21 protein-coding genes are annotated in these 25,283 nt (G+C 60.3%); 14 read left to right on the top strand and 7 right to left on the bottom strand.

Annotated elements, in window-relative coordinates; translation table 11 throughout:
* Nucleotides 1-36 precede the first annotated feature (36 nt).
* The gene (gene wecB / locus H8S23_RS07800) at nt 37-1,167 is read right to left on the bottom strand and encodes a non-hydrolyzing UDP-N-acetylglucosamine 2-epimerase (RefSeq protein ID WP_341479903.1); all 1,131 of its coding nucleotides are present in this window, start codon (nt 1,165-1,167) and stop codon (nt 37-39) included.
* A gap of 207 nt (nt 1,168-1,374) precedes the next feature.
* Between wecB and lepA the strand changes: the two genes are divergently transcribed.
* Nucleotides 1,375-3,174 (top strand): translation elongation factor 4, encoded by a 1,800-nt coding sequence (lepA, locus tag H8S23_RS07795; protein WP_186887765.1) that lies wholly within the window; start codon nt 1,375-1,377, stop codon nt 3,172-3,174.
* Nucleotides 3,175-4,081: 907 nt separating this feature from the next.
* Here lepA and H8S23_RS07790 read toward each other — a convergent pair.
* Nucleotides 4,082-5,245: a PfkB family carbohydrate kinase gene (locus tag H8S23_RS07790; RefSeq protein WP_186887764.1), complete on the bottom strand. Its 1,164-nt coding sequence runs from the start codon at nt 5,243-5,245 to the stop codon at nt 4,082-4,084.
* Between the two features lie 409 nt (nt 5,246-5,654).
* Between H8S23_RS07790 and H8S23_RS07785 the strand changes: the two genes are divergently transcribed.
* The 12 genes from H8S23_RS07785 (at nt 5,655) to H8S23_RS07730 (ending at nt 18,997) form a co-directional block, all read left to right on the top strand.
* Complete coding sequence (locus H8S23_RS07785) at nt 5,655-6,596, top strand: carbohydrate kinase family protein (RefSeq protein ID WP_186887763.1); 942 nt, start codon at nt 5,655-5,657, stop codon at nt 6,594-6,596.
* Between the two features lie 107 nt (nt 6,597-6,703).
* The gene (locus H8S23_RS07780; protein WP_186887762.1) at nt 6,704-7,870 is read left to right on the top strand and encodes a BMP family lipoprotein; all 1,167 of its coding nucleotides are present in this window, start codon (nt 6,704-6,706) and stop codon (nt 7,868-7,870) included.
* Nucleotides 7,871-7,954: 84 nt separating this feature from the next.
* A complete protein-coding gene (locus tag H8S23_RS07775; RefSeq protein ID WP_186887761.1) occupies nt 7,955-9,505 on the top strand; it encodes an ABC transporter ATP-binding protein in 1,551 nt (516 codons plus the stop codon).
* Nucleotides 9,502-10,611: an ABC transporter permease gene (locus H8S23_RS07770; RefSeq protein WP_186887760.1), complete on the top strand. Its 1,110-nt coding sequence runs from the start codon at nt 9,502-9,504 to the stop codon at nt 10,609-10,611. Before H8S23_RS07775 ends, H8S23_RS07770 begins: the two co-directional genes overlap by 4 nt.
* A complete protein-coding gene (locus tag H8S23_RS07765; protein ID WP_186887759.1) occupies nt 10,604-11,611 on the top strand; it encodes an ABC transporter permease in 1,008 nt (335 codons plus the stop codon). Before H8S23_RS07770 ends, H8S23_RS07765 begins: the two co-directional genes overlap by 8 nt.
* A gap of 27 nt (nt 11,612-11,638) precedes the next feature.
* Nucleotides 11,639-12,754: an SIS domain-containing protein gene (locus H8S23_RS07760; protein WP_186887758.1), complete on the top strand. Its 1,116-nt coding sequence runs from the start codon at nt 11,639-11,641 to the stop codon at nt 12,752-12,754.
* Between the two features lie 17 nt (nt 12,755-12,771).
* Nucleotides 12,772-13,920: an SIS domain-containing protein gene (locus H8S23_RS07755; RefSeq protein ID WP_186887757.1), complete on the top strand. Its 1,149-nt coding sequence runs from the start codon at nt 12,772-12,774 to the stop codon at nt 13,918-13,920.
* Nucleotides 13,921-13,983: 63 nt separating this feature from the next.
* On the top strand, nt 13,984-14,931 hold the full coding sequence (locus H8S23_RS07750) for a carbohydrate kinase family protein (RefSeq protein WP_186887756.1): 948 nt from the start codon (nt 13,984-13,986) through the stop codon (nt 14,929-14,931).
* Nucleotides 14,932-15,900 (top strand): carbohydrate kinase family protein, encoded by a 969-nt coding sequence (locus H8S23_RS07745; protein ID WP_186887755.1) that lies wholly within the window; start codon nt 14,932-14,934, stop codon nt 15,898-15,900.
* A 59-nt stretch (nt 15,901-15,959) separates the two neighbouring features.
* A complete protein-coding gene (locus tag H8S23_RS07740) occupies nt 15,960-16,772 on the top strand; it encodes a BtpA/SgcQ family protein (protein WP_243165918.1) in 813 nt (270 codons plus the stop codon).
* Between the two features lie 60 nt (nt 16,773-16,832).
* Nucleotides 16,833-17,270 (top strand): hypothetical protein, encoded by a 438-nt coding sequence (locus tag H8S23_RS07735; RefSeq protein WP_186887754.1) that lies wholly within the window; start codon nt 16,833-16,835, stop codon nt 17,268-17,270.
* A gap of 476 nt (nt 17,271-17,746) precedes the next feature.
* On the top strand, nt 17,747-18,997 hold the full coding sequence (locus H8S23_RS07730) for an MFS transporter (protein ID WP_186887753.1): 1,251 nt from the start codon (nt 17,747-17,749) through the stop codon (nt 18,995-18,997).
* Nucleotides 18,998-19,083: 86 nt separating this feature from the next.
* Here the strand turns inward: H8S23_RS07730 and H8S23_RS07725 are convergent, their stop codons facing one another.
* Entirely contained in the window at nt 19,084-20,283 is a 1,200-nt protein-coding gene (locus tag H8S23_RS07725; protein ID WP_186887752.1) for an MFS transporter, read from the bottom strand.
* A gap of 98 nt (nt 20,284-20,381) precedes the next feature.
* Between H8S23_RS07725 and H8S23_RS07720 the strand changes: the two genes are divergently transcribed.
* Entirely contained in the window at nt 20,382-21,293 is a 912-nt protein-coding gene (locus tag H8S23_RS07720; protein WP_186887751.1) for a carbohydrate kinase family protein, read from the top strand.
* 376 nt (nt 21,294-21,669) lie between these two features.
* On the opposite strand, the gene H8S23_RS07715 is transcribed toward H8S23_RS07720, so the two are convergent.
* Genes H8S23_RS07715 through H8S23_RS07700 form a run of 4 tightly spaced genes read right to left on the bottom strand, consistent with a single transcriptional unit; the run spans nt 21,670 to nt 25,271 of the window.
* Nucleotides 21,670-22,074: a secondary thiamine-phosphate synthase enzyme YjbQ gene (locus H8S23_RS07715; protein ID WP_186887750.1), complete on the bottom strand. Its 405-nt coding sequence runs from the start codon at nt 22,072-22,074 to the stop codon at nt 21,670-21,672.
* A gap of 14 nt (nt 22,075-22,088) precedes the next feature.
* Entirely contained in the window at nt 22,089-23,243 is a 1,155-nt protein-coding gene (locus tag H8S23_RS07710; protein ID WP_186887749.1) for an SIS domain-containing protein, read from the bottom strand.
* 18 nt (nt 23,244-23,261) lie between these two features.
* Nucleotides 23,262-24,068 carry a secondary thiamine-phosphate synthase enzyme YjbQ gene (locus tag H8S23_RS07705; protein ID WP_186887748.1) on the bottom strand — a complete coding sequence of 269 codons (807 nt, stop codon included), beginning with the start codon at nt 24,066-24,068 and terminating at the stop codon, nt 23,262-23,264.
* Between the two features lie 15 nt (nt 24,069-24,083).
* On the bottom strand, nt 24,084-25,271 hold the full coding sequence (locus H8S23_RS07700; protein WP_186887747.1) for an SIS domain-containing protein: 1,188 nt from the start codon (nt 25,269-25,271) through the stop codon (nt 24,084-24,086).
* Nucleotides 25,272-25,283 lie beyond the last annotated feature (12 nt).

Below are 25,283 nucleotides of genomic sequence, written 5' to 3'. Positions count from 1 at the left end.
GGAGTTTCTTCCTTTTTTATTTTTTCCTATAATCTTTCACTTAGATTTCAAATTTTCATACCAATGTAAAAGATATTTAACGATTCGTTCGCTTGCATGTCCATCCCCATACGGATTTGCTGCATGGGCCATAGTCTGATATTCTTTAGAATCCTGCAACAATTTTGTCGTCTGCTCAACAATGTCTTCCGTTTTTATTCCCACTACTCTTACTGTTCCTGCTTTTACCGCTTCTGGGCGTTCAGTTTCTGTTCTCAATACCAAAACAGGTATTCCAAATGCGGGAGCTTCTTCTTGAAGCCCTCCTGAATCTGTCATAACCAAATAACTTCTGCTCATCAGATTATGCATATCTTCTACATCAATGGGATCAATTAAATGGACTTTTTCAACATTACTTAATTTTGAAAAAACAATTTTTCTTACTTTCGGATTCAAATGCACGGGATATACAAATTCTAAATCCGGAAAAGACTGATGCAAAGAAAGTAGTGCATCGCAAATTTGTACTAAAGGCTTTCCCAAGTTTTCTCGACGATGGGCCGTAACTAAAATAATTTTATTAGCCCTTTTCAGAACTTTTTGAATTTCTGCATTTTTAAAACGATAGTCTGAATGAACCGTTGTACTGAATGCATCGATTACTGTATTCCCTGTCACAAAAACATTTTTTCTTTTTCCTTCTTTTTGCAAATTGTTTTTGTTGTTTTCTGTTGGAGCAAAATGCAACTCTGCAATTTCGCTGGTAAGGCATCTATTCATTTCTTCTGGAAAAGGGGAATACTTGTCATATGTTCTTAAACCTGCTTCTACATGACCTACCGGTATTTTTTGATAAAATGCTGCTAAGGCAGTAATAAAGCTAGTAGTGGTATCTCCATGCACAAGAACAATATCTGGCCGCTCTTGTTTTAAGATGCTTTCCATCTTTAACAAAACATCTATTGTAATCGTATATAGTGTTTGTTCTGATCTCATAATATTTAAATTATGTGTTACTTTTATACCAAAAATATTGATTACTTGTTGTAACATTTCTCGGTGCTGTCCTGTTAGACATACAACACTTTCTATCTGGGGTAAACTTTCTAAAACTTTCACAAGTGGACACATTTTAATAGCCTCCGGCCTAGTGCCGAACACACTCATAACTTTCATTTTCTTCACCTGCTTTTTTATTAGTGTATAAAGAATTACCCTTTATATTAATAATCTAAATTGAAACACTATTCACAGAGCCGATTATAATACATTTCACATTTTTAGTAAAGATTGAAAGTTCTCTTCAAAATATACTTCCATTTTCCTCTCTGGAAATCTATGTTATAATGTTTTACAAACTTTTCTACTTTACAATCAAGGAGGGCCCCCACCTTGTCCAAACAAAACATCCGCAATTTCTGTATCATCGCCCATATCGATCACGGTAAATCCACTCTGGCCGACCGCATTTTAGAGCTGACCCAGGCTGTGGACAAGCGGGAGATGGAAAGCCAGCTTCTCGACAATATGGATCTTGAGCGGGAGCGGGGCATTACCATCAAGGCCCGCGCCGTGACCCTGCGTTATGCTGCAAAGGATGGGCAGGAATATGAGTTCAACCTGATCGATACCCCGGGCCATGTGGACTTTGGCTACGAGGTCAGCCGGTCGCTGGCCGCCTGCGAGGGCGCGGTGCTGATTGTGGACGCCACCCAGGGCGTGGAGGCCCAAACGCTGGCCAACACCTACATGGCTTTGGAGCACGATCTGGAAATTTTACCCGTGCTCAACAAGATTGACCTGCCCTCTGCCGAACCGGACCGGGTGGCGCGGGAGGTGGAGGACGAGATCGGCCTGCCCTGCCTGGACGCGCCGCGCATTTCAGCCAAAACCGGCGAAAATGTGGGCGAAGTGCTGGAAGCCATCGTGGCCGGTATCCCCGCCCCCCAGGGGGATGAAACGGCGCCGCTGCAGGCGCTGATCTTTGATGCGGTCTACGACAGTTACAAGGGCGTCATCGTCTACGTGCGGCTGCGGGAGGGCGGCGTGCGGCCCGGCGACCGCATCCGCATGATGCAGACCGGGGCCGAATTCGACGTGGTGGAGGTAGGCCACATGGGCGCGCTCTCTCTTGCCCCCTGTGACAAGCTGGAGGCCGGCGAGGTGGGCTATATCACCGCCTCGATCAAAAGCCTGCGCGAGACCCGGGTAGGCGACACGGTCACCGGCGCGGACCGCCCCGCCGATGAGCCGCTGGCCGGTTACCGCAGGGTGGTGCCGATGGTTTTCTGTGGCATCTACCCCGCCGACGGCGCCCGCTACAACGACCTGCGCGAGGCGCTGGACAAGCTGCAGCTCAACGACGCCTCTCTGAGCTTTGAGCCGGAGACTTCGGCCGCGCTGGGCTTCGGCTTCCGCTGCGGCTTTTTGGGGCTGCTGCACCTGGAGATCATCATCGAGCGGCTGGAACGGGAGTTCGACCTTGATCTGGTCACCACCGCCCCCAGTGTGCAGTACCGCATCACCCTCACCGACGGCACGGTAAAGCTGGTCTCCAACCCCACCGACTATCCCGACCCGGCCACCATCCGCTCGGCGGAGGAGCCCTTTGTCAACGGCCACATTTATACCCCCACCGACTATGTGGGCAGCCTGATGGAGCTGTGTCAGAACCGGCGCGGCGTGTTCAAGGACATGAAATATCTGGATGCCACCCGGGTGGACCTGCATTACGAGCTGCCCTTGGGCGAAATCGTCTATGACTTTTTCGACGCCATCAAAAGCCTGTCGCGCGGCTATGCCAGCTATGATTACGACGTCAAGGGCTACGAACTCTCCAAGCTGGTGCGGCTGGACATCCTGATCAACGGCGACCCGGTGGACGCCCTGAGCCTGATCGTACACACTGACAAGGCCTACGAGCGCGGCCGCAAGATCTGCGAAAAGCTAAAAGACAATATCCCGCGCCAGCTCTTTGAAGTGCCCATCCAGGCGGCCATCGGCGGCAAGATCATCGCCCGTGAGACGGTGCGCGCCCTGCGCAAGGACGTGCTGGCCAAGTGCTACGGCGGCGACATCACCCGCAAAAAGAAGCTGCTGGAAAAGCAGAAAGAGGGCAAGAAGAAGATGCGCCAGATCGGCACGGTGGAGATTCCAAGCGAAGCGTTCACGGCGGTGCTGAAGCTGGACTGAATGCTTCCTCTCTGCCCAAAGGACAGGTCCGCCGCCGCTTTGCCTCCTTTCCTGCCGCTTCCTTATATATAAAGCAGCCGCAGCAATGTGAGCGGTTCTCTTTGGGGCAGCCAGCTTTATCTGCTGCAGGCTGCAGACGAAAGCGTCCCTGCAGGGTATTTCCCCGCGCCCTCAGGCCGGGCCGTCTGATCGTTCGGCTCCTCACCCTATCTTCAACAAAAAATCCCGGCAGAGCCGGGATTTTTTTGATATACGGCTGACCGCGCCTCTCCTTTGCATCTCAAAAGGTCAAACACTGCCGCCGCGCCTCTCGCCCCGCTGCCCTCACGGACAGCGCCCCTTGACATTGGTGTTGTCTGTCGTCGTGGATGTTTCAATCCTCTTTATTCCCGCCGAACGTGTGGGCAGCATCTCAAAGATCCATTACCGCTTTGCTTCCACTTCCAGGCCCGCCCTGTCTTTTCCTCATCCGTCTGCACAAACTTGCCGTTTCAGCGCGCGGGCCCCGGCTCCCGCCGGCCAGAGGCGGGCGCAGGCAGCGTTTCCCTCGCTGCGCCTGAAGCGCGCCGGCCTCAACTTATTGGGAGACCGTGTCCGGCCCCTCAGCCAAAAATTTACTGTTTGCCCTGTTTTAACGGAACCATCCCTCCCGGGACGGTTCCGTTTTTTGGTTTCAGCCGCGCCGCTTCTGCGGGCAGAGACGCTTTGCCCGCATTTATCATTTCAAGCAGTGTCGTATTTTGATCCGCGCCGCCCTTGCGGACAGCGACCTCTTTGGTGATTCTGGGAATGACCGTATCATTGTTTCGATCCGCGCCGCCCTTACAGACGGCGGCCTGCGCGGGGCAGCGGCGCCGCAGCCCGGTGTCATGCCCCGCTCCCATTCCCTTTCGCCGTCTGTTTTTCTTTACAGCTGAAAGGTCTTGAGGCGGCAGATCAGCTCGGAGGCTCTTTTTTCCAGCGAGTCGATGGTCACGCTGCGGTCGAAATAGGCCGAGGACGAGCCCACCAGATACTGCGCGGCGGCAAGCAGGCGCAAAAGCTCCTCTCCGGGGATCTGGTTCTCGGCCCCATAAAGGGCCAGAGCCGAAAAGATGTCCCGGCAATCGCTGTAAAGATAAGCCAGGCTGCCGCCAGTCCCCGCGGGGAGCTGGGCGATGTGGATCGTCAGATTTTTTCCGTCACAGTGGCACACGGAGGAGTGATCCAGCAGCAGATAAAAATTCGACAGCCCAAGTTTTACCAGCGCGCGGACGATGGGCAGGGGCTGATCCGGCGTGTAATCCAGCATCTTTCCCAGGTCGCCGACACGGCTGACGATCTCAAAGGCGATGTCGTAGTGGAGCATGGCGCAGAAAAAGACGGGAAAGAGCGGCACATGCCGGATGGAGTACTCCGCCGAAGAGGAGACGAGAAAAAGATTTGCGCTGGGCGAGATCGTGCGGATGGCAGAGACCGACTCCGCGGGCACGGAATCGTGGAGGGCGATGAGATTTGTCCCCCGCAGCAGGTGGCTCTGTCCCGCCAGATGCGCCGGCGTGATTGCGGTGGTCAGGTCCGAGGTGGCGAAAGAGCTGGCGATCAGCTGCTGATCCTGGTCCACCATCTCCATATAGACCGGCGAGGCCGAATCCGGCACGACCACCGAGCCGCCGCTGTCGATCCCTTTCTGCCGGCAGGCGCTGAGAAAGGAAGCGCCGAAAGAGTCCGAGGCCACGGCAAACATGGCCCGGGAGGAGACCCCCAGCTCCATCAAATACTCGGCGATGTTTTTGATCGGCCCGCCGTAGGTGATCCGCGTCTGGGCGGCCATATAGATCGGCGTGCTCCGCCCGGCGCTTCTGTCCGCGCAAACGCTGCGGATGTCCACATGGCTGGGCCCGATCAAAAGGGGCTTGAGCTCCTCATTGATGATGTACCCTCGCCCTTTCAAGATCCCCTTTTTATACATTGTATTCAGATAGGCCGAGATCGCGCTGCGGGTGATCCCCAGCTTTTTTGCGATATCGTACTGGGAGATCATCGGATCTTCGCGGATGATCTGAAGAATTTCCCGCTCCCGCTGTGTCATTGTCCACACTCCAAAATAAACTTTTATCCCCCTGGGGCGGGCCGCCGCAGCCGCCACTCTCCCCAAAGGTCCCCTGTCATTTTTATTTTACCATAAAACCCGGCGCTGCGCACTTTTACGCTCTCTTTTTATTTTTCGGTATGCCTGCGCCGCACGCCGCGCCCTCTTCCCCCGTTTCCGGGCCGCGCGCCGCGGCCCAACTGCGCGCGGTTTGGCGCTTTTTTCGCTGGCGGGCCGGCGGTTTTCACCGCTTTTAAACCGTTCGGCTTTGCCGACTTTTGGGAAAACTGCCAAAAATATCTAAAAAACATGATGTAAAAAGTCAATATTAATCATTAATTTGATATGATATTATAATTATGCTTTAAAAATACAGCAAATCATTTATTGCTTCTGAGAGGTCACAGTTATGTCCACTTATCTGTCCTGCGGAAACATTATGTCGGATATCATCGTTCAGCCAAACGGGGAAAAGAGCACCCGGCATATGGGCGGTCCTGCGTTCTTCGCCCTGTCCGGCATCCGCCTTTGGGAGGACGACTGCGCGCTTGTGACCCATACGGGCGCGGACTGGTCGGAGGACTATGAAAAATGGATGGATGCCCACGGGGTCCCCAAAGATCACGTGCGGGTGGACGCTGAGCACGTGACCTGCTACCAGATCACCTACGATGAAAACGGCCGGAGCGTCCGGGATCCCGAAAAGTCTTTTTCTTTCTACGGCGACGAGGCCATGGGGTATTTGAAGGCCCATCCCTCGGACATCAAAAAGGCCCTTGCGCCGGGCGTGAAAGGCATCTACATGGCGCAGGGCGCCGACCGGGTCATCTGGCGCCAGCTGGCCGCCCTGAAAGAAGAGTATCATTTCAAGATAATGTGGGAGCTGGAGCACTTCAACACCGGCAAAGACCTGAACCGCGTTCTGGAGGCTCTGCCCCTGGCCGACGCCTGGTCCCTCAACCACACCGAGGCGAGCGAGCTGTTCGGCATCCCTCTCGGGGACGACGAAAAAATGCTTCGCAACCTGCAGCAGCTGCCCATCCCTTTCACCTTTTACCGGGTGGGCAAGCGCGGCGCTTTTCTTGTCACCAAAGACGCGGCATGGTTCTGCGAGTCGATCGACGTCGCCCCCTATGTGGACCAGACCGGCTGCGGCAACAGCTCCACCGGCGCGATGATGTACGCGCTCTTTTCGGGGCGGTCCCCGGAAGAGGCGCTGGTCATGGCGAACCTCGCTTCCGGCTACAACTGCCTGCAGTACGGCCCCTATCCCCTGTACACCCCCGCGGTGCGGGAGCAGGCCTGCCGGCTGCGCGGCGAATACCTGAAAAAAGTGAAACGGGTGTTGTGAGCCGGCAGTCCTTATTCAGTACCTTTCCCGTGTGCGTTTGCGGGTCATAAAGGTTGCCGCGGACCCTCGCGGCAAAAATAGAAAGGCAAATCAAAGGAGGAGAACTAATGAAAAAAGTATTGGCATTGATCCTTGCTGCAGCACTGGCTTTCGGCCTTGTCGCCTGCGGCGGCGGTGACTCCAGCAGCACCCCTGCTGCAGGCAGCACCTCGGGCGCAGCCAGCACCACCGGCAGCGGTGAAAAAGACGGCACCCTGCTGTACTACTGCGCGTTTATCGGCGACTTTGGCCTGGGCGACATGGGCAACCGCGCTTCCCTGGCAGCCGCTGAGAAGTACAACTTGGAATACAAGCTGGTCGAGTACGGCACCGACAGCTCGGTGGCGGTCAACAGCTTCCGCGATGCGCTCGAGACTTCGACCTACGACTATGTCGTGGCGTCCAGCTGGTATATCTCCGACGTCATGAAAGAGATCGCCCCGATGTATCCGGACACCACCTTTATCCTGTTCGATACCTCCCCGACCGGCGATTTCGACGGTATGGACAACGTCTACGGCATCACCTTCGGCCAGAACGAGGGCGGCTTCCTGGTGGCGGTCTATTCGGCTCTGATGACCAAGACCGGCAAGATCGGCTGCTCGCTGCGCTCCGACACCCCCATCCTGAACGACTTCGGCACCGGCTGGCTGGCTGGCTACAAGTACGCTGCCAAAGAGATGGATCTGGACGTCGACATGGTGTTCTCCTACATCGGTGAAGACTCCGTGCAGTCCACCTATGAGTCCTGCAACGTGCTGTTCGACAACGGCGCCGACTATGTCTGGTCCGTCGCGGGCACCAACGTTCTGGGCGCCTGCCAGGCGGCTGAGGAGAAGGGCGGCCTGGAGGCTGGCTACGGCGTTATCGGCGTTGACTACGACCAGTGGACCTACTTCAAAGAGGTCGGCGACGCTGTCGGTTACGAGAACCTGGTCACCTCCATGCTGAAGAACATCGAGCCCTGCGTGGCCCTGATCTTCGAAAGCGTTATTGGCGGCAAGGGCGACATCAAGCCGGGCAACAGCTTCTACGGCGTGGCCACCGGCGGCACCGGCCTGGCGATCAACGACAACTATACCGAGAACACCCCGCAAGAGGTCCAGGACAAGATCGCTGAGCTGTCTGAGAAGATCGCCAACGGCGAGATCGACGTTCCCTCTTACTTCGACTTCAACAGCTATGAGGCGTATGCCGCTTACCGCGACAACCCCGACGCTGATTTCGCGGCGTAATCTCACCCAAAAACTGAATTAGTCCAATCGCTGAGCGGGCGGGGTAATTCCCGCCCGCTCAGTAATTAAAGGGGAGGCAAACGAATGTCTAAGGAACTTCTCAGAATGGAGGGCATCACCAAGATCTACGGAAACGGCTTTATGGCGAACAAGGACGTCACCTTTTCCGTAAGTGAGGGCGAGATCCACGCGCTGATCGGCGAAAACGGCGCGGGCAAGACGACCCTCATGAAGATCCTTTTTGGTGAGGAAGACTGCCAGAACGGCAAGATCTATATCAACGGGGAAGAAGCGCATATCGCAAACCCGCTGGACGCCATCGCAAAGGGCGTGGGCATGGTGCACCAGCACTTCATGCAGGTGCCCAACCTGTCGGTGGCCGAAAACATCATGCTGGGCATCGAGCCCGGCAGGGGCATGGTGTTCGACAAGAAAAAGGCCATCCAGCTGACCACCGAGGCGGCGGAAAAGTTTCAGCTGCATGTGGACCCCAACACGCTGATCCGCGACCTGAGCGTCGGGTATAAGCAGAAAGTCGAGCTGCTGAAAGCGCTGATCCGCGGCGTCAAGGTGCTGATCCTGGACGAGCCCACCGCCGTACTTACCCCGCAGGAGACTGCGGAGCTGTTCGTCCAGCTGAAAGTGCTGCGTGACCAGGGCTATGGCATCATCTTTATCTCCCACAAGCTGGAAGAGGTCATGGAGCTGTGCGACCGCTGCACCGTGCTGCGTCACGGGCGGGTGACCGGCCACGGCGATATCAAGGACCTGGACCCCGTCAAGCTCTCGCGCCTGATGGTGGAGCGCGACGTGGTGATGGAGATCGAAAAAGAAAAATCCGCGCCCGCCGACATTATCCTGCATGTGGAAAAGCTCAACTACCTGAACGACCTGGGCAAGCACATGATCAAGGACCTGAGTTTCGGCATCCGGGCCGGAGAGGTCGTCGGCATCGCAGGCGTGGAGGGCAACGGCCAGACCGATTTGTCCGAGATCATCACCGGCCTGCGCCGGCGCACCAACGGCGAGATCACCCTCAACGGCACAGAGACCGAGGGCAAGACCATCCGCGAGATCCGCGACCTGGGCCTTGCCCACATCTCTGAGGACCGCATGAAGTACGGCATCGCGCCGGACCTGTCCATCCGCGACAACATCGCGTCCATCTATCTGGACAACAAACAGTTCACCAAGGGCCCGCTGCTGAATGTGCGCGAGCTGAACAAGTTCGTGGACCACTGCATCGAAGAGTTTGAGATCGCCTGCACCGGCGGCGACGAAGCCATCCATCTGCTGTCCGGCGGCAACATCCAAAAGGTCATCATCGCCCGCGAATTCTCCAGCGGGGCAAACCTGATCGTCGCCAACCAGCCCACCCGCGGCATCGACGTGGGCACCACCGACCTGATCCGCAGGCTGCTGGTGAAATATACCCGGGAAAAGAAGATCGGCGCGCTGCTGATCTCCTCGGACCTGAACGAGATCCTGGAGGTCTCGGACCGGCTGCTGGTCATGAAAGACGGCCAGATCGTCGCCCAGTTCAACGATGTGAAATCGGTCACTGCGGAGCAGCTTGGCGAATACATGCTCGGCGTAAAGAGCATGACGCCCGAGGAAATGGGGGATTTGTTTTGAAAAAGGTACAAAAAGTTGAATACATGTTCGAATTTCTCCGCGTCTTTTTGGGTATCGTGATCGCCTTTTTGGCCTGTATCGTCATCATCGTGCTCATCAGCGAGGAGAGCGCGGGAGACGCGGTCTACAACTTCGTCGTGGGCCCCTTTATGTCCCCCCGCCGTTTTGGCCAGGTGCTGGCGCGCTATGCGCCCTACCTGCTCACAGGCTGCGGCATGTGCTTCATTTACGCCTGCGGCCGCTTCAGCCTGATCAGCGAGGGCATCATCAACATCGCCCCCATCTTTGCCCTGATCGTGATGTTCAAGACCCCGCTGATGACCAACCTGCCCCAGTTTGTCAACCTGATCATCATCATTGTGGTATGCGCCATTGCCGGCGGCGCCTTTGCCATGGTGCCCGCGTTCGGGCGCGAAAAGCTGGGCGCCAACGAGATGGTGACCTCTACCATCATGAACTATATGTGCCTGTATCTGGCCCTGTGGCTGCTGAAATCCACCGTGGCGGACCGCGGCCAGTCCTTCCTGACCTCCCCGATCTTCCCCGATAACATGCGGTTCACCCGCTATTGGGGCGACACCAACTTCACCTCCGCCATCTGGGTGGCGGTCATCGGCGTCGTTGTGGCCTGCATCCTCTTCTACCGCACCCCGCTGGGTGCGAAGATCCGCATGTGCGGCTCCAACCTCTCGTTCGCGACCTACTCCGGCATCAACGCCAAAAAGATGATGTACCTGGCCCAGCTGATCGGCGGCCTGTTCGCCGGCGTGGCGGCGGCCGTGGACTGCTTCGGCACCTACAACAGCTACTATTACCAGATCCTCACCAACGTGGGCATGGACGGCCTGCTGTGCGCGGTCATGGCGCGCAAACAGCCGCTGTTCGTCCCCCTCACCGCTTTTGTTTTGGCCTACATCCGCACTGCGGCCGCGGTGCTCAACGCCAACACCAATATCCCCATCGAGCTGGTCACCATGCTGCAGGCCGTCATCGTGCTGTTCGTCGCCGCTGAGGAGTTCCTGGGCAAGACCAAGCGCCGCGTCATCTTCAACATCTCCCGCGAGGAGGAAGCGGTCAAGGTAAAGGAGGCAAAGAGCAATGCTTGAATTTGTTAGCAACTTTATCTATTCGCTGATCCGCATCTCAACGCCGCTGATCTTTGTGTCGATCTGCTCCACCATCTCGCAGCAGGCGGGCCTTTTGAACATGGCCGCCGAGGCCATGATGCTGACCGCGTCGCTGGGCGGCGTGCTGTTCAGCGCCTGGACCCAGAACGTCTGGCTGGGCATTCTGGGCGGCGCGATGACCGCTGTATTGATCGCGCTGTTCCTGTGCTTTGCCACCTTTGTCATGAAGGTCGACCTCTATCTGATGTCCATCTCGCTGAACATGGCCCTGCTGGGCGGCACGGTGTTCGTGGTCTATCTGGTGACCGGCACCAAGGCGACCACGGCGGGCGTCATCAAAAGCCTTGCGCTGGGCAACGTGAACATCCCCCTCATCAAGGATATCCCGTTCATCGGCTCGATCCTGTCCGGCCACAACGTGTTCACCTATCTCTCCATCGTCATGGTCTTTGTCGTCTGGTTCCTGCTGTTCCGCACCAAGATCGGCCTGCGTATGCGCGCGGTGGGACAGAACCCGCAGGCGGCTGAGTCGGTGGGCATCAACCCCCGCAGGATCTACACCCTGGCCTTTGCGCTGGCGGCTTTTGTGGGCAGCTTCGGCGGCATGTATCTGTCGATGGGCTACCAGAACTTCTTTATCCGCAACATCACCGCCAATCGCGGCTTCATCGGCCTGGCGGCCGCGACCATCGCCAACGGCATGCCCATCGGCTCGATGCTGATGAGTTTCGTCTTCGGCCTGGCCTATGCGGTCACCAACTATCTGAAGCCCTATGTCGTGGACCAGTATTTCCTGACCGCCCTGCCCTTTATCATGATCGTTGTGCTCTACTTCATCATGTCTTTCTGGCGCTCCAAGCAGGCCGACCGTCTGCTGAAGATCAACCGTCAGCGCCTGGCGGAAGAAAAAGAGCGGCAGCTTTGGGAGGAAGAACAGGCCAAAGTGAAAAAGTCCGCCCCGGGCTCCGGCGAATCGTAATTTAATCAAGACAGGGGGTACCAACGATTGGATAAACAGAATTACTACAACACCATTGGGCTGCAGGTGGAGAGCCTGTTTGAGCTTGCCCCGGTCCAGGTGGAAAAATGTTTCGATGAAAAAAAACTCTCAGCACTTCTCCCCTTGCCCGAAGCGGCCGCCCTCAAGCGGCTGATCGTCGCCGGCTGCGGCGACTCCTACTCTGCGGCGGGCGCCATGGCGCCTGTGATCCGCAGGCTGGCCGGCGTGAGCTGCGCTTCGCCCGACCCGATGGAGCTGTGCAGCTTTTACACGGACGAGGATATCCTGGACGGCTGCAGGGCTGAGGAGGTCCTGGTCGTCGCCATCAGCGCCAGCGGCGGCAGCGTGCGCATCGTGGAAATGCTGGAGCGCGCCCGCGCTGCCGGCGTGCGCTCGATGCTGATCACCAACAACCCCGAATCCAAAGGCGCGAAAGCGGCGCAGCTGGTCTACTGTGTAGAGACGCCGGAACTGTGCAACACCCCGGGGCTGCGCAGCTACTTTGCCAGCCTGACGGCGCTGGCCGCGCTGGGCTCCTACATCGGCGGCTGCAAGGGCGTGACGGAACCCGCCGCCGCCCGGCAGGCCATCCTGGACTATGTGGCCGCCTGCCAGCCCTGCTATGAGGCGATCGACGATGCGATGTTCGAGCTTGCCGGCAGCTGGAAAGACCTGGAGAAATTTGAGATCGTCGGGGACGAGAGCGAGTTCTTCTCCGCCCAGTTCGTGGAGGAAAAGTTCATCGAGTGCGCCAGCGTCCACGCCTCCCATGCGGATTCCGAGGACTGGTGCCATATCAACTTTTTCCTGCGCGAGCCGGAAAAGATCGGCACGATCTTCCATGTGAACGCCAGCGCCCCTGATCTGGACCGCATCGCCGAGAGCGTGCGGGTCTCGGTCGCCATCGGCCGCCCCACCCTGGTGGTCACCGACGCGGACTGCGCTTTTGCCGAGGGCGCCGCAGTCTGCCGCCTCCCCAAAGCGCCGGAGAACGCCCCCTGGGCGCTGCTGATGATGGATCACGCCCCCGGTTCCCTGCTGGCGGCCTACTGCGCCGCCCGGGCCGGAAAACTGTTCTTCAGCAACCGCTACGACTTTCGGACCCGTACCTGGAAAATGTGATGAGGGGGGAATGCAAAATGAAACAAAACTATGACAACCCGCTGCGCCGCCAGTGCTTTGATCTTGTGCGCCTTGCGCCGGCCCAGTTCGACCTCGCCCGCGAGGCCCTGCTGGGGCTGGAACCTGAAAAACGCCTGGCCCATATCCGCCGGGTGATCGTCACCGGCTGCGGCGACTCGTATCTCGCCGCCGCAGAGGCCCGCGAGGTCTTTAAACACTATCTTCGCGGCACCGGATGCCGCATGGAGGCGGTGCGGGCGATCGAGGCCGCCCGTTACCTGCCGCTGGACGAAAACGCGTCCGACACCCTGCTGATCGCCATCAGCGCCTCCGGCGGCCCCGCGCGCATCGCGGAGATCCTGCAGCGCGGCAAGCGGCACGGCTGCCTGACCATGGCCCTGACCAACAACGGCGCTTCCCGCGCCGGCACCACCGCCGATCTCGCCTATGTGACCAACACCCCGGAATTTCCCGACCGGATGCCCGGCCTGCGCAGCTATCTCGCCTCCATGATGGGGCTGTTCGTGCTGGCCGCCGTGCTGGGCGAGGTGAAAAGCGGCAAAACCGGCCTGTGCGACGAACTGCGGGCCGAGCTGGAAGCCTATAACGGCCGTTTCGCCGCGGCGCTGGACCAGATGGACGACAGCGCCTATGCCGCCGCATGTACCATGAAAGACAGCAAGGGCTTTGAGGTCTGCGCCGACGGGCCGCTCTTCTCCTGCGGCGAATTCATCTCCGCCAAGTACGCCGAGGTCTCGGGCGACAAGTGCACGGTGGTGGACTCGGAAAACTTCTGGCATGTCAACAGCATCATGATGCCGCAGAACGCTTACGGCACCATCGACTATGTGGTCAGTGACGAGCGCAACTGCGAGCGCATGGCGCAGACCATCAGCGGGCAGGTGGAAAAGCTGGGCCGCAAAGTGCTGGTGGTGGCCGACAAGCCCGCCGCCGAGCTGGGCGTCACCGCCCCGGTGATGGAGTGCATCCTGCCGGTGCCGGCGCCGCAGTTCCGTTTTCTGCTGCCGCTTTATGCCTTTGTGCCCGGCTCGCTGGTCGCGGGCTATCACACGGCCCTGATCGAAGAGCCCTATTTCCGCGGGGGCGGAAAATTCTTTGACCCCTCCATCAACACCCTGGGGACCAACGAGATCCGCGTCCTGTGAGAGCCGCGCCGGGCGCGTTCCCTGCCCGCACGCTTTCAAAATTCACGCGTTAGGAGAATGTATATGGACTATATCGCAGCGGGAAACGTCATGCTCGACACCGTCCGCTTTGCAGACGGCTCCCGGTCCAACCGGGAGCACATCGGCGGCCCGTCCACCTTTGCCTACAGCGGTATCCGTCTTTGGACGGACAGCGTCCTGCAGTGCAGCAATGTGGGCGCGGACTATGCGGAACTGTTTTTGCCCTGGATCGAGAAGAACCGGATCGACACCCGGGGCCTCAAAGTAAAATGCGATCACTGCAACCACTCTTTTCTCGTCTATAACCCCGACGGCACCTATGGCGGCGACCCCGAGGTAGAGCGGTTCCGCAGCGACTGGGTGCAGGACTTCGGCTATATGAAGACTTCTCCGGAGGAGATCGGCGAGTTCACCCGCCGCGGCGGGGTCAAGGGCGTGTATCTTGCGCAGAACGTGGACTATGTCTTTTGGGAAAAGCTGGACGCGATCAAAAAACGGGACGGCTTTAAAATGATGTGGGAGATCGAATCCCCCAGCTCTTACAAGCGCTATCTGCCCGACGTGCTGAACGCCATGAAAACCGTGGATATCTTCTCCATCAATATCCAGGAGGCGCAGACCCTGTTTGAGGTGGAGGGCGAAGAGGCCTGCATCGCTGAGCTGCAGAAGATGCCCGTGGACGTTACCCTGTTCCGGGTGGGGAAAAAGGGGCTTTACTCGGTGACCCCCGACAAGGTCTATTTTGTCCCCTCCGCCCCGGTGGACCGGGAGATCGACCCCACCGGCTGCGGCAACACCTCCACCGGCTCGGCACTGTACGCCTATGCCGAGGGCTACGACCCGCTGATGATCGGGATCATGGCCAACGTCGCCTCGGCCCAGAATATCCGTCAGTTCGGCGTCATCCCCGACTTCGCCGCCGTGCGCGCGCAGGCCTTTGCCCAGGCAAAAGAACTGTACGAGGCCTATCCGCGCGGGGAGGGATGCTGAATGGCGGTCGAGTATCTGGCCTGCGGCAACATCATGTCCGACCGCATCGAGCGGCAGGACGGCAGCTTTTCTGAGTGGAACATGGGCGGCCCCGCCTTTTTCGCCCTCTCCGGCATGCGCCTGTGGACAAAGGACTGCAAGCTGGTCTGCCGGACCGGCGAGGACTACGCCTCCACCTATGGCCGCTGGATGGATGCCAACGGCGTCCCGCGGGACTCGGTCCAGGTCGAAGCGGAAAACGTGACCCGCTTCACGCTGAAATACAACCCGGACGGCTCGTTCTCCCCCACCCCCCATTTTTCCATGGAGCATCTGGGCTACCTGAAGACCCATCCCGAGGAGATCGACCTGGCCTGCGAGGGCCAGGCGGTCAAGGGGATCTACATGGCCCACAATCTGGACCCCGTCATCTGGCAAAAGCTCGGCGCCGTCAAGGAAAAATACGGTTTCAAGATCATGTGGGAGATCGAATATGCCAGCCAGATCCGCCGGATGCTGCGCCTGACCCGGCAGCAGATCCTGGACCGGGCGCGCAGGGTCATGGAGGTGGCCGACCTCTGGTCCATCAACCACAACGAGGCCGCGGACCTGTTCCAGCTGCCGCGCGAGGATGACGAGAGCATCATCAACGAGCTGCAGAAGCTGCCGGTCGAGTTCACCTTCTACCGGGTGGGCAGCCGCGGTTCTTACGCGGTCACCCCCACCAACGCCTATTTCTGCGAAGCCGTCGACCCTTTCGGCCCCTCTGTGGACCCCACCGGCTGCGGCAACTGCTCCACCGGGACGGCCATGTACGCCTATGTCTCCGGCGAGCATCCCGCCATGGCCGCCGTCATGGCAAACATCTCCTCCGGCTTTAACGCGGCACAGAAAGGCCCCTATCCCCTTTATACGGAAGAGGATATGCAGCTGGCCCGGCGGCTTGCCAAAGAGCGGTTCGACAGCCTGGGCCTTGCCGTTTCCCGCTGAGCGCGCCTGCCGCGCCCCGGCCGGGGACAACACCATCAACTCACAAAGGAGAACTCATCATGGATATGTTTAAAAATCTCAACGGAAAAAAGCTGGTCCTGGGCCTGGTGCATCTGCTGCCCATGCCGGGCACGCCGCTCTATGAAGAGGGCAACCTGGAAAAGATGACCGAAAAAGCCATCCAGGACTGCAAGACCCTGCAGAATGCCGGCGCGGACGGCGGCCTGATCCAGTCGGTGGACGTGATCTATCCCTCCACCGACGACACCGACTACGCGCGGGTCGCGACCCTTGCCATGATCGCCGGCCGGGTGCGCGCCGCCGTGGGCCCCGACTTCAAGATGGGCGTCCAGCTGATGTGGAACTGCATCACCCCCTCTCTGGCCGTGGCAAAGGCCACCGGTGCCGATTTCACCCGCTGCACCGCCCTGGTCAGCTCCACCGATTCGATGTTCGGCCGCGTGTATGCCGAGCCGCTGAAGGTGATGGAATACCGCAAGAAGATCGACGCCCAGAGCGTGGGCATGATCTCGGAGATCTCGGGCTATCACTTCAAGGGCGACTATGACAAAAACACCCTTCAAAACCTGGCGGCCAGCTCTATCAAGGTGGGGGCCAGCGCCGTCGAGGTGATGAACGGTGATTTCGAAATGAACGAGCGCCTGGTCAAGGACATCAAGGAATTGGGCGACATCCCCGTCATCCTGGGCGGCGGCACCTCTGCGGAAAACTGCAAAGAGCGGCTGCGCTATGCGGACGGCGCTCTGGTGGGCAGAGCCTTCGAGGGCGGCAAGTGGGGCGGCCCGATCATTGAGTCCATCGTGGCCGAATATGTCAAGCGGGTGCGCGAGCTGGAGAAAGAGCTTGCCTGAAGCCCCTGCCAGGCGGCGTTTGGCGCTTTCAAACCATCCATAGGAAAAGGGATACCTGTCATGAGAGAAAACCTGAAAAAACTGTTGGGCTTCCGCTCCAATACGCCCTGGAAAAAGATCGTCGCGGTCCTTTACTATCTGATCTGCCTTGCCGTTTTTGCGGTGGGGCTGGTCACCCCGCTGCCCATTGAGGCGGGCCTCTGGGACGTTTTCGTCTACAAGGTCTCGGTGACGGTGATCTTTTTGTGGATGATCAGCCCGGCGATCTTTCTCTCTGAAACGCCCCTGCGCCGGCGTCTGCCGCTTTTCCGGCAGCGGATCGGCTCCAAGTCGCTGATCGGCATGATGATCGTTTTTATCCTTTTCACCTATCTTTTCGCCATGACCGAGAGCTGGCACTCACCGGAGTATAAGGCCGCCTATGAGGCTTACAACACCGCGGCCTACAACGCTTTTATCGTGGCCGGCGGCGGGCAGCCGTCCCAGGGCGCGCCCTGACGCCCCGGCCAGCCGCTCTTCCATGAGGAACGGGCCGTTCTCCCCCGCTCCCTGTGCGGAGGGGAAAAGTGCGGGCCCGGACAGGGAAACAGGAACGGAGCTGCGCGGCCAAAAGCCGCGCAGTTTCGCCGCACGGGGCCGCAGAGCGGGCCGTCGGGGCGCCGTGCAGGGCGAGACGCCGCACGCCCCCGCAGGGCCGGCAGGGCGATCTTCAAAACGCATCGCGGGGCCGGACGTTGAGACAGCCTGCTCTGGGCCGAACGTCCGGCCCCGCGGCGCGCTGCGGCCGCCTGTGCTGCGGCAAAGTTTCTCCGTCCCGGGCCCGGCCGCCGGTCTGTTCTTTTCTGTGCGCCGGGGCTTTCCGCGCCGGGCGCACCGGTCCGCGCCGCGCGGCGGCACACGGCCGTTTCGTTTTTGTCCGCACCATCGGCCGCGCGGACGGGCCGGAGAACGCATTTTTCCAAGGGGGATCTCAGATGAAAAAACAAGGTTCGATCCACTATGCCTGGGTGGTGGTGCTCTGCTGCGTGATGATGTCTTTCACCAGCATGATCGCAAACGCCGCCTGCGGCAACTTTACCACGCCGGTCGTCCAGGAGCTGGGCTGCTCGGTGAGCTCTTTCACCCTTTTCATCAGCATACAGGCCGGGTCCATGGCGCTGATGTACCCCATCGCCGCCAAGGTGCTGACCACCAAGCCTATCGGCAAGGTGGTGACCGCGGCGCTGCTGCTGCAGCTGGTCGCGCTGGGGCTGATGGGCACCTACCACTCGGTCTACAGCTTTTATCTGTCCGGCGTGCTCTCGGGCGTGGGCTCCGCCTTTTCCTACCTGATCGCCCTGCCGATCATCATCAATATGTGGTTCAAAGAAAAGGCCGGTCTGGCCCTGGGCATCGTCACCTCTTTCGGCAGCACTTTCGGCATTTTGTCCAGCCTGCTCTCGGCCCAGCTGATCGTCCATGTGGGCTGGCGCAACGCCTACTTTATCCTGGCCCTGTGCGGGATGGTCTCGCTGCCGGTGGTCTTTTTTCTGCTCAAGACCCCGGAGGAAAAAAAGACGCTTCCCTATGGCAGCGAACAGCCCCGCGAGGGCGGCACGGCCCCGGCCTCTGCCGAATGGGGCCTTACCCGTAAACAGGCGTTCCGCCACCCGATGTTCTATCTGGCCTGGCTGACCTGCCTGTGCTACAGCCTGGGCAGCGGCGTGCCCAGCTATTCCGCCACCTTTGCCACCATGGAACTGGGCCAGTCGATCCAGTTCGGCTCCTACGCGGCCGTCTGCGTCAGCCTGGGCATGATCGCCTGCGGCTTCATCCTGGGCTTTATCAACGACCGCTTCGGCGCCAGGGCCGGGATGATCTGGGGCGCGGCGTTCAACGTCGCGGGCTTCAGCGTCATGATGCTGGCCATCCGCAGCCCCATGCTGGTCCTGCCCGGCTGCATCCTGCTGGGCCTGGGCGGCAGCATGTACACCGTGCAGGCGCCGCTGGTGGCCCGCAGCGTGCTGGGCCCCAAGCACTACTCGGAGATCTGGTCGGTCATGATGATCGGCAACAGCCTGATGGGCGCGTTCTCTTTCGGCCCCATCGGCCTGTTCTACGACAAGACGGGCAGTTACCGCGGCGCCTTTATCATGGCCATGGCGGTCTTTACCGCAGCGGTCTTTGTGGGCAGCGCCGCCCTCTCCCTGTCCAAAAAATACCGCCGGGAACACGGGACGGCCTGATCTCTCCGGCTTTTTCACACAACGGCAGCAGCCGGCGTCCCCGTCGGGAACGCCGGCTGCTGCTGCATTTCAAACCGCCCCGGCCCTCAGGCGGCGGGCTGCGCGGCGCGGCGGCCGACCGACAGCCAGAAAAGGGCCGCCGCGGCAAACCCGAACAGGCTGGTGACGCCGAACACCGTGCGGATGCTGCTGAACGAGACCAGCCAGGAGCAGAACAGGCTGGAGGCGATCATGCCCAGCCCCTCCCCCAGGGAGGACCACAGGCACTGCGCCGTGGCACAGCAGGCGGGGTCGGTGCGCTTTGCGATCATGCTCTGGGCGGCGGGGATCGCCAGCGCCAGGCCAATGGCCTGCAGCAGCAGCGAGGTGACGATGAACGGCAGCCCCGGCGCAAGGGCAAGGCAGAGGTTTTTCAGCCCATACCCCAGCATCGAGACCGCGAGCAGCGTCTCCACGCCAAAGCGCCGCTCCAGCCGCCGGTAATTCAGCATGACCGGCACCTCCACGATGGCGAGCACAAAAAAGGCGATGCCCAGCAGCGAGGCGCTGCCACCCTCCTGCGAAAAAAAGACCGAAAAATAGGTGGTGAACGCGCCGGACGACAGGTTTGCCAGAAAACTGCAGCACACCAGCATCACATAGGGCCGGGTCCTGGCCAGGTTTTGAAGCGCCCTGCCAAAGCTGAGGGCGCGGGGGGCGTCCGTCCCCTGCGCGGGGCGGACGAGCTGGGGCCGGGGCAAAAGCAGCGCGGCGGCGGCCAGCGTCAGGCCGAACACAGCCAGCAGGACGGGCAGGCACCCCATGCCGAACCGGTTGACCGCCAGCCCGATCACGACCGAGCCCAGGGCAAAGCTGAGCGAGCCCACCCCGCGCGAAAACCCGAAATCCAGCTTGTGCCCGCCGGCGTTCAGCGCCGCGATCCAGCCCGTGCTGAGGATCTGCGCCCCAAGGCTGAAGCCCACAAAGAGCGCGGCCCAAAAGGCGATGAGCCACAGCTGGCCGGCATGCTGGATGCTGTAGTAGGCAAGGGGGGCAAGCGCCGCCCCCGCCACATACAGCAGCCGCTCGGCCCGCCAGCGGTCGCTGATCAGTCCCAGCAGGGGCTGCGCCACCAGGGAGGCGGCCCCCGTCACCGCGGCGATCCTGCCGATCTCCATTTTGCTGACGCCCTGTTGGGACAGCATCAGCGAGAAAAAGCCGCTGTGGATGGCCATCATGCAAAAGATGCTTGCCTGCAGCAGGCAGAAATACCGGTTCAGGGTCCGGTCGTTCTGGGGACAGCGCATACGTTTTACCTCTCTTTTTCTGTCCTGCGGCAGAGGCGCGCGCCTCCCGCAGGGCAACCACAAAATTTGTCTGTATCGCTTGGAAAGGACTGATATTTATGGATTACATCGCCGCCGGAAATGTGATGAGCGATATCATCGAGCAGGAGGACGGCACCCGCAGCGCCATGCACCTGGGCGGCCCGGCTCTTTTCGCCCTGGCCGGCATCCGGCTGTGGACCGACAGCGTCAAGCTCTGCTCCGGGGTCGGCGCCGACTTTGAAGAGATCTACGGCCCCTGGATGCGGGCCAACGGCATCCCGGACGATGCGGTGTCGGTGCGCGCCGACCACACCTCCCTGCACATCCTGCGCTATCTGGAAAACGGAAAATACGGGCATCAGTCCATCTACGGGGCGCAAAACCTGGGGTATCTGAAGACCCGTCCGGAAGATCTGGAAGCCGCGCTGGACCACACAAAGGGGATCTATATGGCCCAGAACACCGACCGGGTGTACTGGCGCAAGCTGTCCCGCCTCAAAGAAAAGCACGGCTTTAAATTCATGCTGGAGCTGGAGTACAACAACGGCTGGGAGGACGTGCGCGAGATCTGCAGGCTTGTCGACTATTTCTCCTGCAACCTGAACGAGGCCTCGCTGCTGCTGGGGATCCCCCGCGAGCGGGAGGAGGACATCATCGCCCAGCTGCTGCAGCTGCCGGTGGAGCACATCTTTTTCCGGGTGGGCTCCCGCGGGTCCTACGCGCTGTACGGCAACACCGCCACCTTTGTGCCCGCCGTGGATATCGGCGAGCCGGTGGACCCCACCGGCTGCGGCAACTGCTCCACCGGCAGCGCCATGTACGCCTACACCGCGGGCTTTGACCCCATCATGACGGCCATTATGGCAAACATCGCCGCCGCCCATAATGTGCTGCAGTACGGCCCCTATCCCCATTTTACAGAGCAGACCCGCCGGGACGCGCTGGCGCTGGCGCAGAAGCTGCGCGCCGGTTACCCGCCGCTGCCCTGAGGCACTGCCGGGGCCCCGCGCAGCGCTCCCTGCCCTTTATCCCAAAAAACGGGAAGGCAAAGCCGTGTCCGAATAAGAAAACATGAGTTGAGCCGTACGATTTTGGCGCAGTGAGGGTTCAAACCTACGGGGCAAGCCATACAGGATTGCGCCCTTGGTTTTCGCCCACTCTGCATCCAAAATCGTGGGGCTCGACCGCGCAGCGCCGCAAAGGGTGCAATTTGGGATGCAGTGCAAGGCAAACCACCGCAGGCATCCTGTATGGCTGGCAAGGCGGTTTAACGCAGCAATGCGCCCAAATTGCACCCTTTGCGGTCATGTTTTCTTGTCCGGGCACGGCTAAAGATGCCTTCCCGTTTTTATTGTTAAGCGGGCCTCACGCGCCGAACACCGCCACGCTGTACTCGCGGGCGCGGGGCTCGGTGTACTCCGCGAAAAAGATCCCCTGGGAACCGCCCAGCTTCAGCTCGCCGTCCTCCACGATCAGGTCCACCGACTGGCCGGCAATGGAGGATTTTGAATGGGCCGCCCCTTCGCTGACCGCCCCCTCAAAGTGGAAGTTGTCCCGCGCGGGCCAGATGCGGACAAAATCGTCGATGATGTCCTCATGCCCTTTGGGGTCGTAAAAAGAGGTGATGAGCACCCCCGCGTCCACGTCCGGGGTACTGACCACGGCCACGCCGCTGCGCACGCCGCTGGCCGCGACGATCTCCTGGACGCTGCTGGTGATCTCTACCAGCATCCCCTTATGTTCCGCCTGAACGATCCGTTTTTCCAACATACCCGTTCCTCCTCTCACACGATTTCGATCTTGCTGCTGCGGATGGTGCCGACGCCGGGCTGCGCCCATACGCCCCCGCCCCGGAAGAAAGGCTCGCCGGTGAGGGTGGACAGATAGCCCGCCAGGATGGACCCGGGCAGATAATTCATCAGCGGCAGCAGGAACGGGTAACCGGCGGGGGCGTCGGGCACCCGGCAGACCTCGATGTCCGCAGTGACGCCGAAGTCCTCCTTGCCGCCGTTGGCGACCAGCAGCACGGGCCTGCCGATGCCGGCCGCCTGCCCGATCGTCTCGCCGATGCGGCTGCGGTCGTTGGCGGTGCGGTCGGCCACGATGGTGGTGCCGATGCGGTGCGGCTCCTTCTGGAAAAAGCCCACGTGGCACCAGTCCTCGGAATCGTCGGTAAAGGTCATGCCGCCGGCCACCTCCACGATCTTGGCCGCGGTGAAGAACGCGGTGCTGAACTGGATGTCGTCGCCGACAAAATCATAGGCTTTAAAGTCTTTCCAGGTCTGGGCCAGCCGGAACATCTGCTCGTCATAGCCCTCCAGCAGCGGCTCATAGGCTGCGGTATACTCGGCGATGGCGTTTGCCATGCCGTCCACCGCGCCGGGCGCGCTGCAGCCGGTGGCCTCGCCCAGGCTGGCCGCCAGCAGGTACAGCCCCACCAGAGAGGCATAGTAGTTGCGCAGGCCGGGGCTGGCGTTGGGGAACGCGGGCGTGTTGACGATCAGGCTGCGCTTCGCCTCCTGCGCGGCGGGGGAATCCGGGTTGTTGGTGACAGCCAAGGTCATGCAGCCGTAGTGGTTGGCGCGGCGCAGCACCTCCTGCACGCGCGCGGGGCCGCCGGAGCAGCTCACCCCCACCACCAGGGTATAAGGGCTCTGCTTTTCCTCAAAAGGCAGATAGCGGGCGACCTCGATGGCGCGGCCGTAGCTGAAATTGGAACCAAACTTGCCCGCAAACTTTTTAAAAGCGGGGATGGCCGCCTGCGCGGCCACATAGGAGTCGCCGCAGCCGGTGATGATGACCCTGCGGATCTGGCGCAGCTCTTCCTGGGTCAGGGCGTTCTCAAGGCCCCGGCGCACGCCGGCGATCTGGTCCGCGCAAAGCGCGGGCAGGCTCATGCACTGCTGGCGCAGGGGATTGTCGAATTCTCTTTTATCCATTTGTTCTCCCTCCTTGAATCAGCAGTCGGCGTAAACGGCGACAAAGCAGCTGCGGGGACGCGGGCCGTCAAACTCGGCAAACACCACCGCCTGGCCCTCGCCCAGGGCCAGCTCGCCGCCGCGCACGGGCAGGGTGAGCTGGGTGCCGGTGAGCGCGGTCTTTACATGGCCGCCCGCGTCGGACGCGGTCTCCCGGTGCTTGAAGTCCACCCGGGTGGGCACCATGCGCTCGATATCTTCCATGACGTCCCTGCGGGACGCCTCGTCCGCCGGCGCCAGCACCAGCCCGGCGGTGGAGTGCAGCACCGAGACATGGCAGATGCCGTCCCGGACGCCGCTGCGCCGCACCACTTCCCGCACCTCGCCGGTGAGGTCGTGCATGCCCATGTAGACGGTACCCACGTTGACCTTTTCGATGGCCAGCGGTTTTTCCACGATCTGCACGTAGAACTCGCGCGGGCGCGGCCCGTCGAACTCCACAAAGACCAGCCCCTGGGACGAGCCCAGCACCAGCTTGCCCTCATGGATGATGAGGGTCGCGGAGGAGCCGATCATCGCCGATTTGACATGGCCGGAGGCGTCGTAGGGAGAGTCCTGGTGTTTGTAGCTGACACGGGTGGGGATATTGCGGTCGATCTCGTCCATCAGGTCCGCCAGACCGCGGGGATCCCAAAACGAGGTGATGACCAGGGCGGCGGTGGTGTGGGGCACCGAGACCACGCACAGGCCCTCTTTTACACCGCTGGAGGCAACCATCTCGTTCACGTCCGCGGTGATCGATGCGCAGGAGCGGAATTCCGTCTGCAGCTCCTTTTTATAAAACATGCCTTCGTCCCTCCTTTATTCGTAGATCTCGACTTTGCTGGTGCTCATGGTGTAGCACTCCCGGTTGGCAAAGGGATTGGCCGGGTCGGGCGTGCCGTCCGGCAGCAGCGCGCGGCGGAAAAAGGGCTCGCCCTTGAGCGTGGTGATATATCCCGCCAGGATCGAAGCGGGCGCGTAGTCCATCAGCGGCATCAGCCACTCGTAGCCCTCCGGGGTGTCAGGCAGGCGGCAGACCTCCACGCCCTCGTCAAAGACGTCCGCGTCCGCATTGGTCACCACCAGCACCGGGCGCCCGATGCGGTGCGCCGAGTTGACCGATTCCACCACCCGGCCAAAGGAGGCCGCGTGACGGTCCGCCATAAAGACGGTGCCGATGGTCTGCGGCTGTTTGATGAAATAGTTGATGTGGCACCAGTCCTCCGAGTCGTCCACCGACACGGTGCAGCCGTTGCACTCCAGGAACTTGGCCGCCCCGAAAAAGGCGGACCCGTACTCCACATCGTCGCCGATGAAGTCGAAGCGCTCAAATCCTTTCCAGCGCTGGGCCAGCGCGAACATCTGGTCGTCGATCTGCTCCATCACGCCCTCATAGCTCTTGACATAGTCGGTGATGGCCTTTTTGAACTGGGCGGGACCGGTGGGGGGCAAAGTGCCGCGCACGTGGCCCATACGGGAGGCAAAGGCGATCAGCCCTACCAGCGAGCCGAAATAAGAGCGCAGGCCCGGGTGATCGTTGGGGAACGGCGGAGTGCCCACCACATACACCCGCTTTGCCACCTTGGCGGCGCGGGACTCGCCGTTGTTGGTGAGCAGGATCGAGAACGCCCCCACCTGATTTGCCTTTTCCAGCGCCTCGCAGATGCGCGCCGTGCCGCCGCCGGCGCTGATGGCGATCACCAGCGGGCTGTTGGGCTCGCCGATGCCGATATCCGCCTTGGACAAAAAGCGGGTGAATTCCACTGTGCGCATTGCCTGTACGCCAAAGCAATCGCAGTATTTTTCGATCACCGGCGCCATGGCGATGGCCGCGCCGTAAGAATCCCCGCATCCGGTGAGGATGATCTTGCGGGCGTCAAAGATCTCCGCCATGCTCATCAGATCTTTCAGGCCCGGGCCAAAACAGCCCTCAAGCTGCGCCTCCACCAGGTCGGTGAGGCTGAAAGTCTGCTGGCGGATGGGGTTGTCGAAGTCCAGCTTGTTCACTCAAACTACCTC

Source organism: Anaerofilum hominis (assembly GCF_014287275.1).
Taxonomy (GTDB): Bacteria; Bacillota; Clostridia; order Oscillospirales; family Ruminococcaceae; genus Pygmaiobacter; species Pygmaiobacter hominis.
This window is presented reverse-complemented; position numbering and strand designations above follow the sequence as displayed.

What these genes read in the sequence shown, in the direction of transcription:
- H8S23_RS07790 (WP_186887764.1), bottom strand. Translation starts at nt 5,245, where the DNA reads ATGACACAGCGGGAGCGGGAAATTCTTCAGATCATCCGCGAAGATCCG.
- H8S23_RS07785 (WP_186887763.1), top strand. Translation starts at nt 5,655, where the DNA reads ATGTCCACTTATCTGTCCTGCGGAAACATTATGTCGGATATCATCGTT.
- H8S23_RS07780 (WP_186887762.1), top strand. Translation starts at nt 6,704, where the DNA reads ATGAAAAAAGTATTGGCATTGATCCTTGCTGCAGCACTGGCTTTCGGC.
- H8S23_RS07775 (WP_186887761.1), top strand. Translation starts at nt 7,955, where the DNA reads ATGTCTAAGGAACTTCTCAGAATGGAGGGCATCACCAAGATCTACGGA.
- H8S23_RS07765 (WP_186887759.1), top strand. Translation starts at nt 10,604, where the DNA reads ATGCTTGAATTTGTTAGCAACTTTATCTATTCGCTGATCCGCATCTCA.
- H8S23_RS07755 (WP_186887757.1), top strand. Translation starts at nt 12,772, where the DNA reads ATGAAACAAAACTATGACAACCCGCTGCGCCGCCAGTGCTTTGATCTT.
- H8S23_RS07750 (WP_186887756.1), top strand. Translation starts at nt 13,984, where the DNA reads ATGGACTATATCGCAGCGGGAAACGTCATGCTCGACACCGTCCGCTTT.
- H8S23_RS07745 (WP_186887755.1), top strand. Translation starts at nt 14,932, where the DNA reads ATGGCGGTCGAGTATCTGGCCTGCGGCAACATCATGTCCGACCGCATC.
- H8S23_RS07740 (WP_243165918.1), top strand. Translation starts at nt 15,960, where the DNA reads ATGGATATGTTTAAAAATCTCAACGGAAAAAAGCTGGTCCTGGGCCTG.
- H8S23_RS07735 (WP_186887754.1), top strand. Translation starts at nt 16,833, where the DNA reads ATGAGAGAAAACCTGAAAAAACTGTTGGGCTTCCGCTCCAATACGCCC.
- H8S23_RS07730 (WP_186887753.1), top strand. Translation starts at nt 17,747, where the DNA reads ATGAAAAAACAAGGTTCGATCCACTATGCCTGGGTGGTGGTGCTCTGC.
- H8S23_RS07725 (WP_186887752.1), bottom strand. Translation starts at nt 20,283, where the DNA reads ATGCGCTGTCCCCAGAACGACCGGACCCTGAACCGGTATTTCTGCCTG.
- H8S23_RS07720 (WP_186887751.1), top strand. Translation starts at nt 20,382, where the DNA reads ATGGATTACATCGCCGCCGGAAATGTGATGAGCGATATCATCGAGCAG.
- H8S23_RS07715 (WP_186887750.1), bottom strand. Translation starts at nt 22,074, where the DNA reads ATGTTGGAAAAACGGATCGTTCAGGCGGAACATAAGGGGATGCTGGTA.
- H8S23_RS07710 (WP_186887749.1), bottom strand. Translation starts at nt 23,243, where the DNA reads ATGGATAAAAGAGAATTCGACAATCCCCTGCGCCAGCAGTGCATGAGC.
- H8S23_RS07705 (WP_186887748.1), bottom strand. Translation starts at nt 24,068, where the DNA reads ATGTTTTATAAAAAGGAGCTGCAGACGGAATTCCGCTCCTGCGCATCG.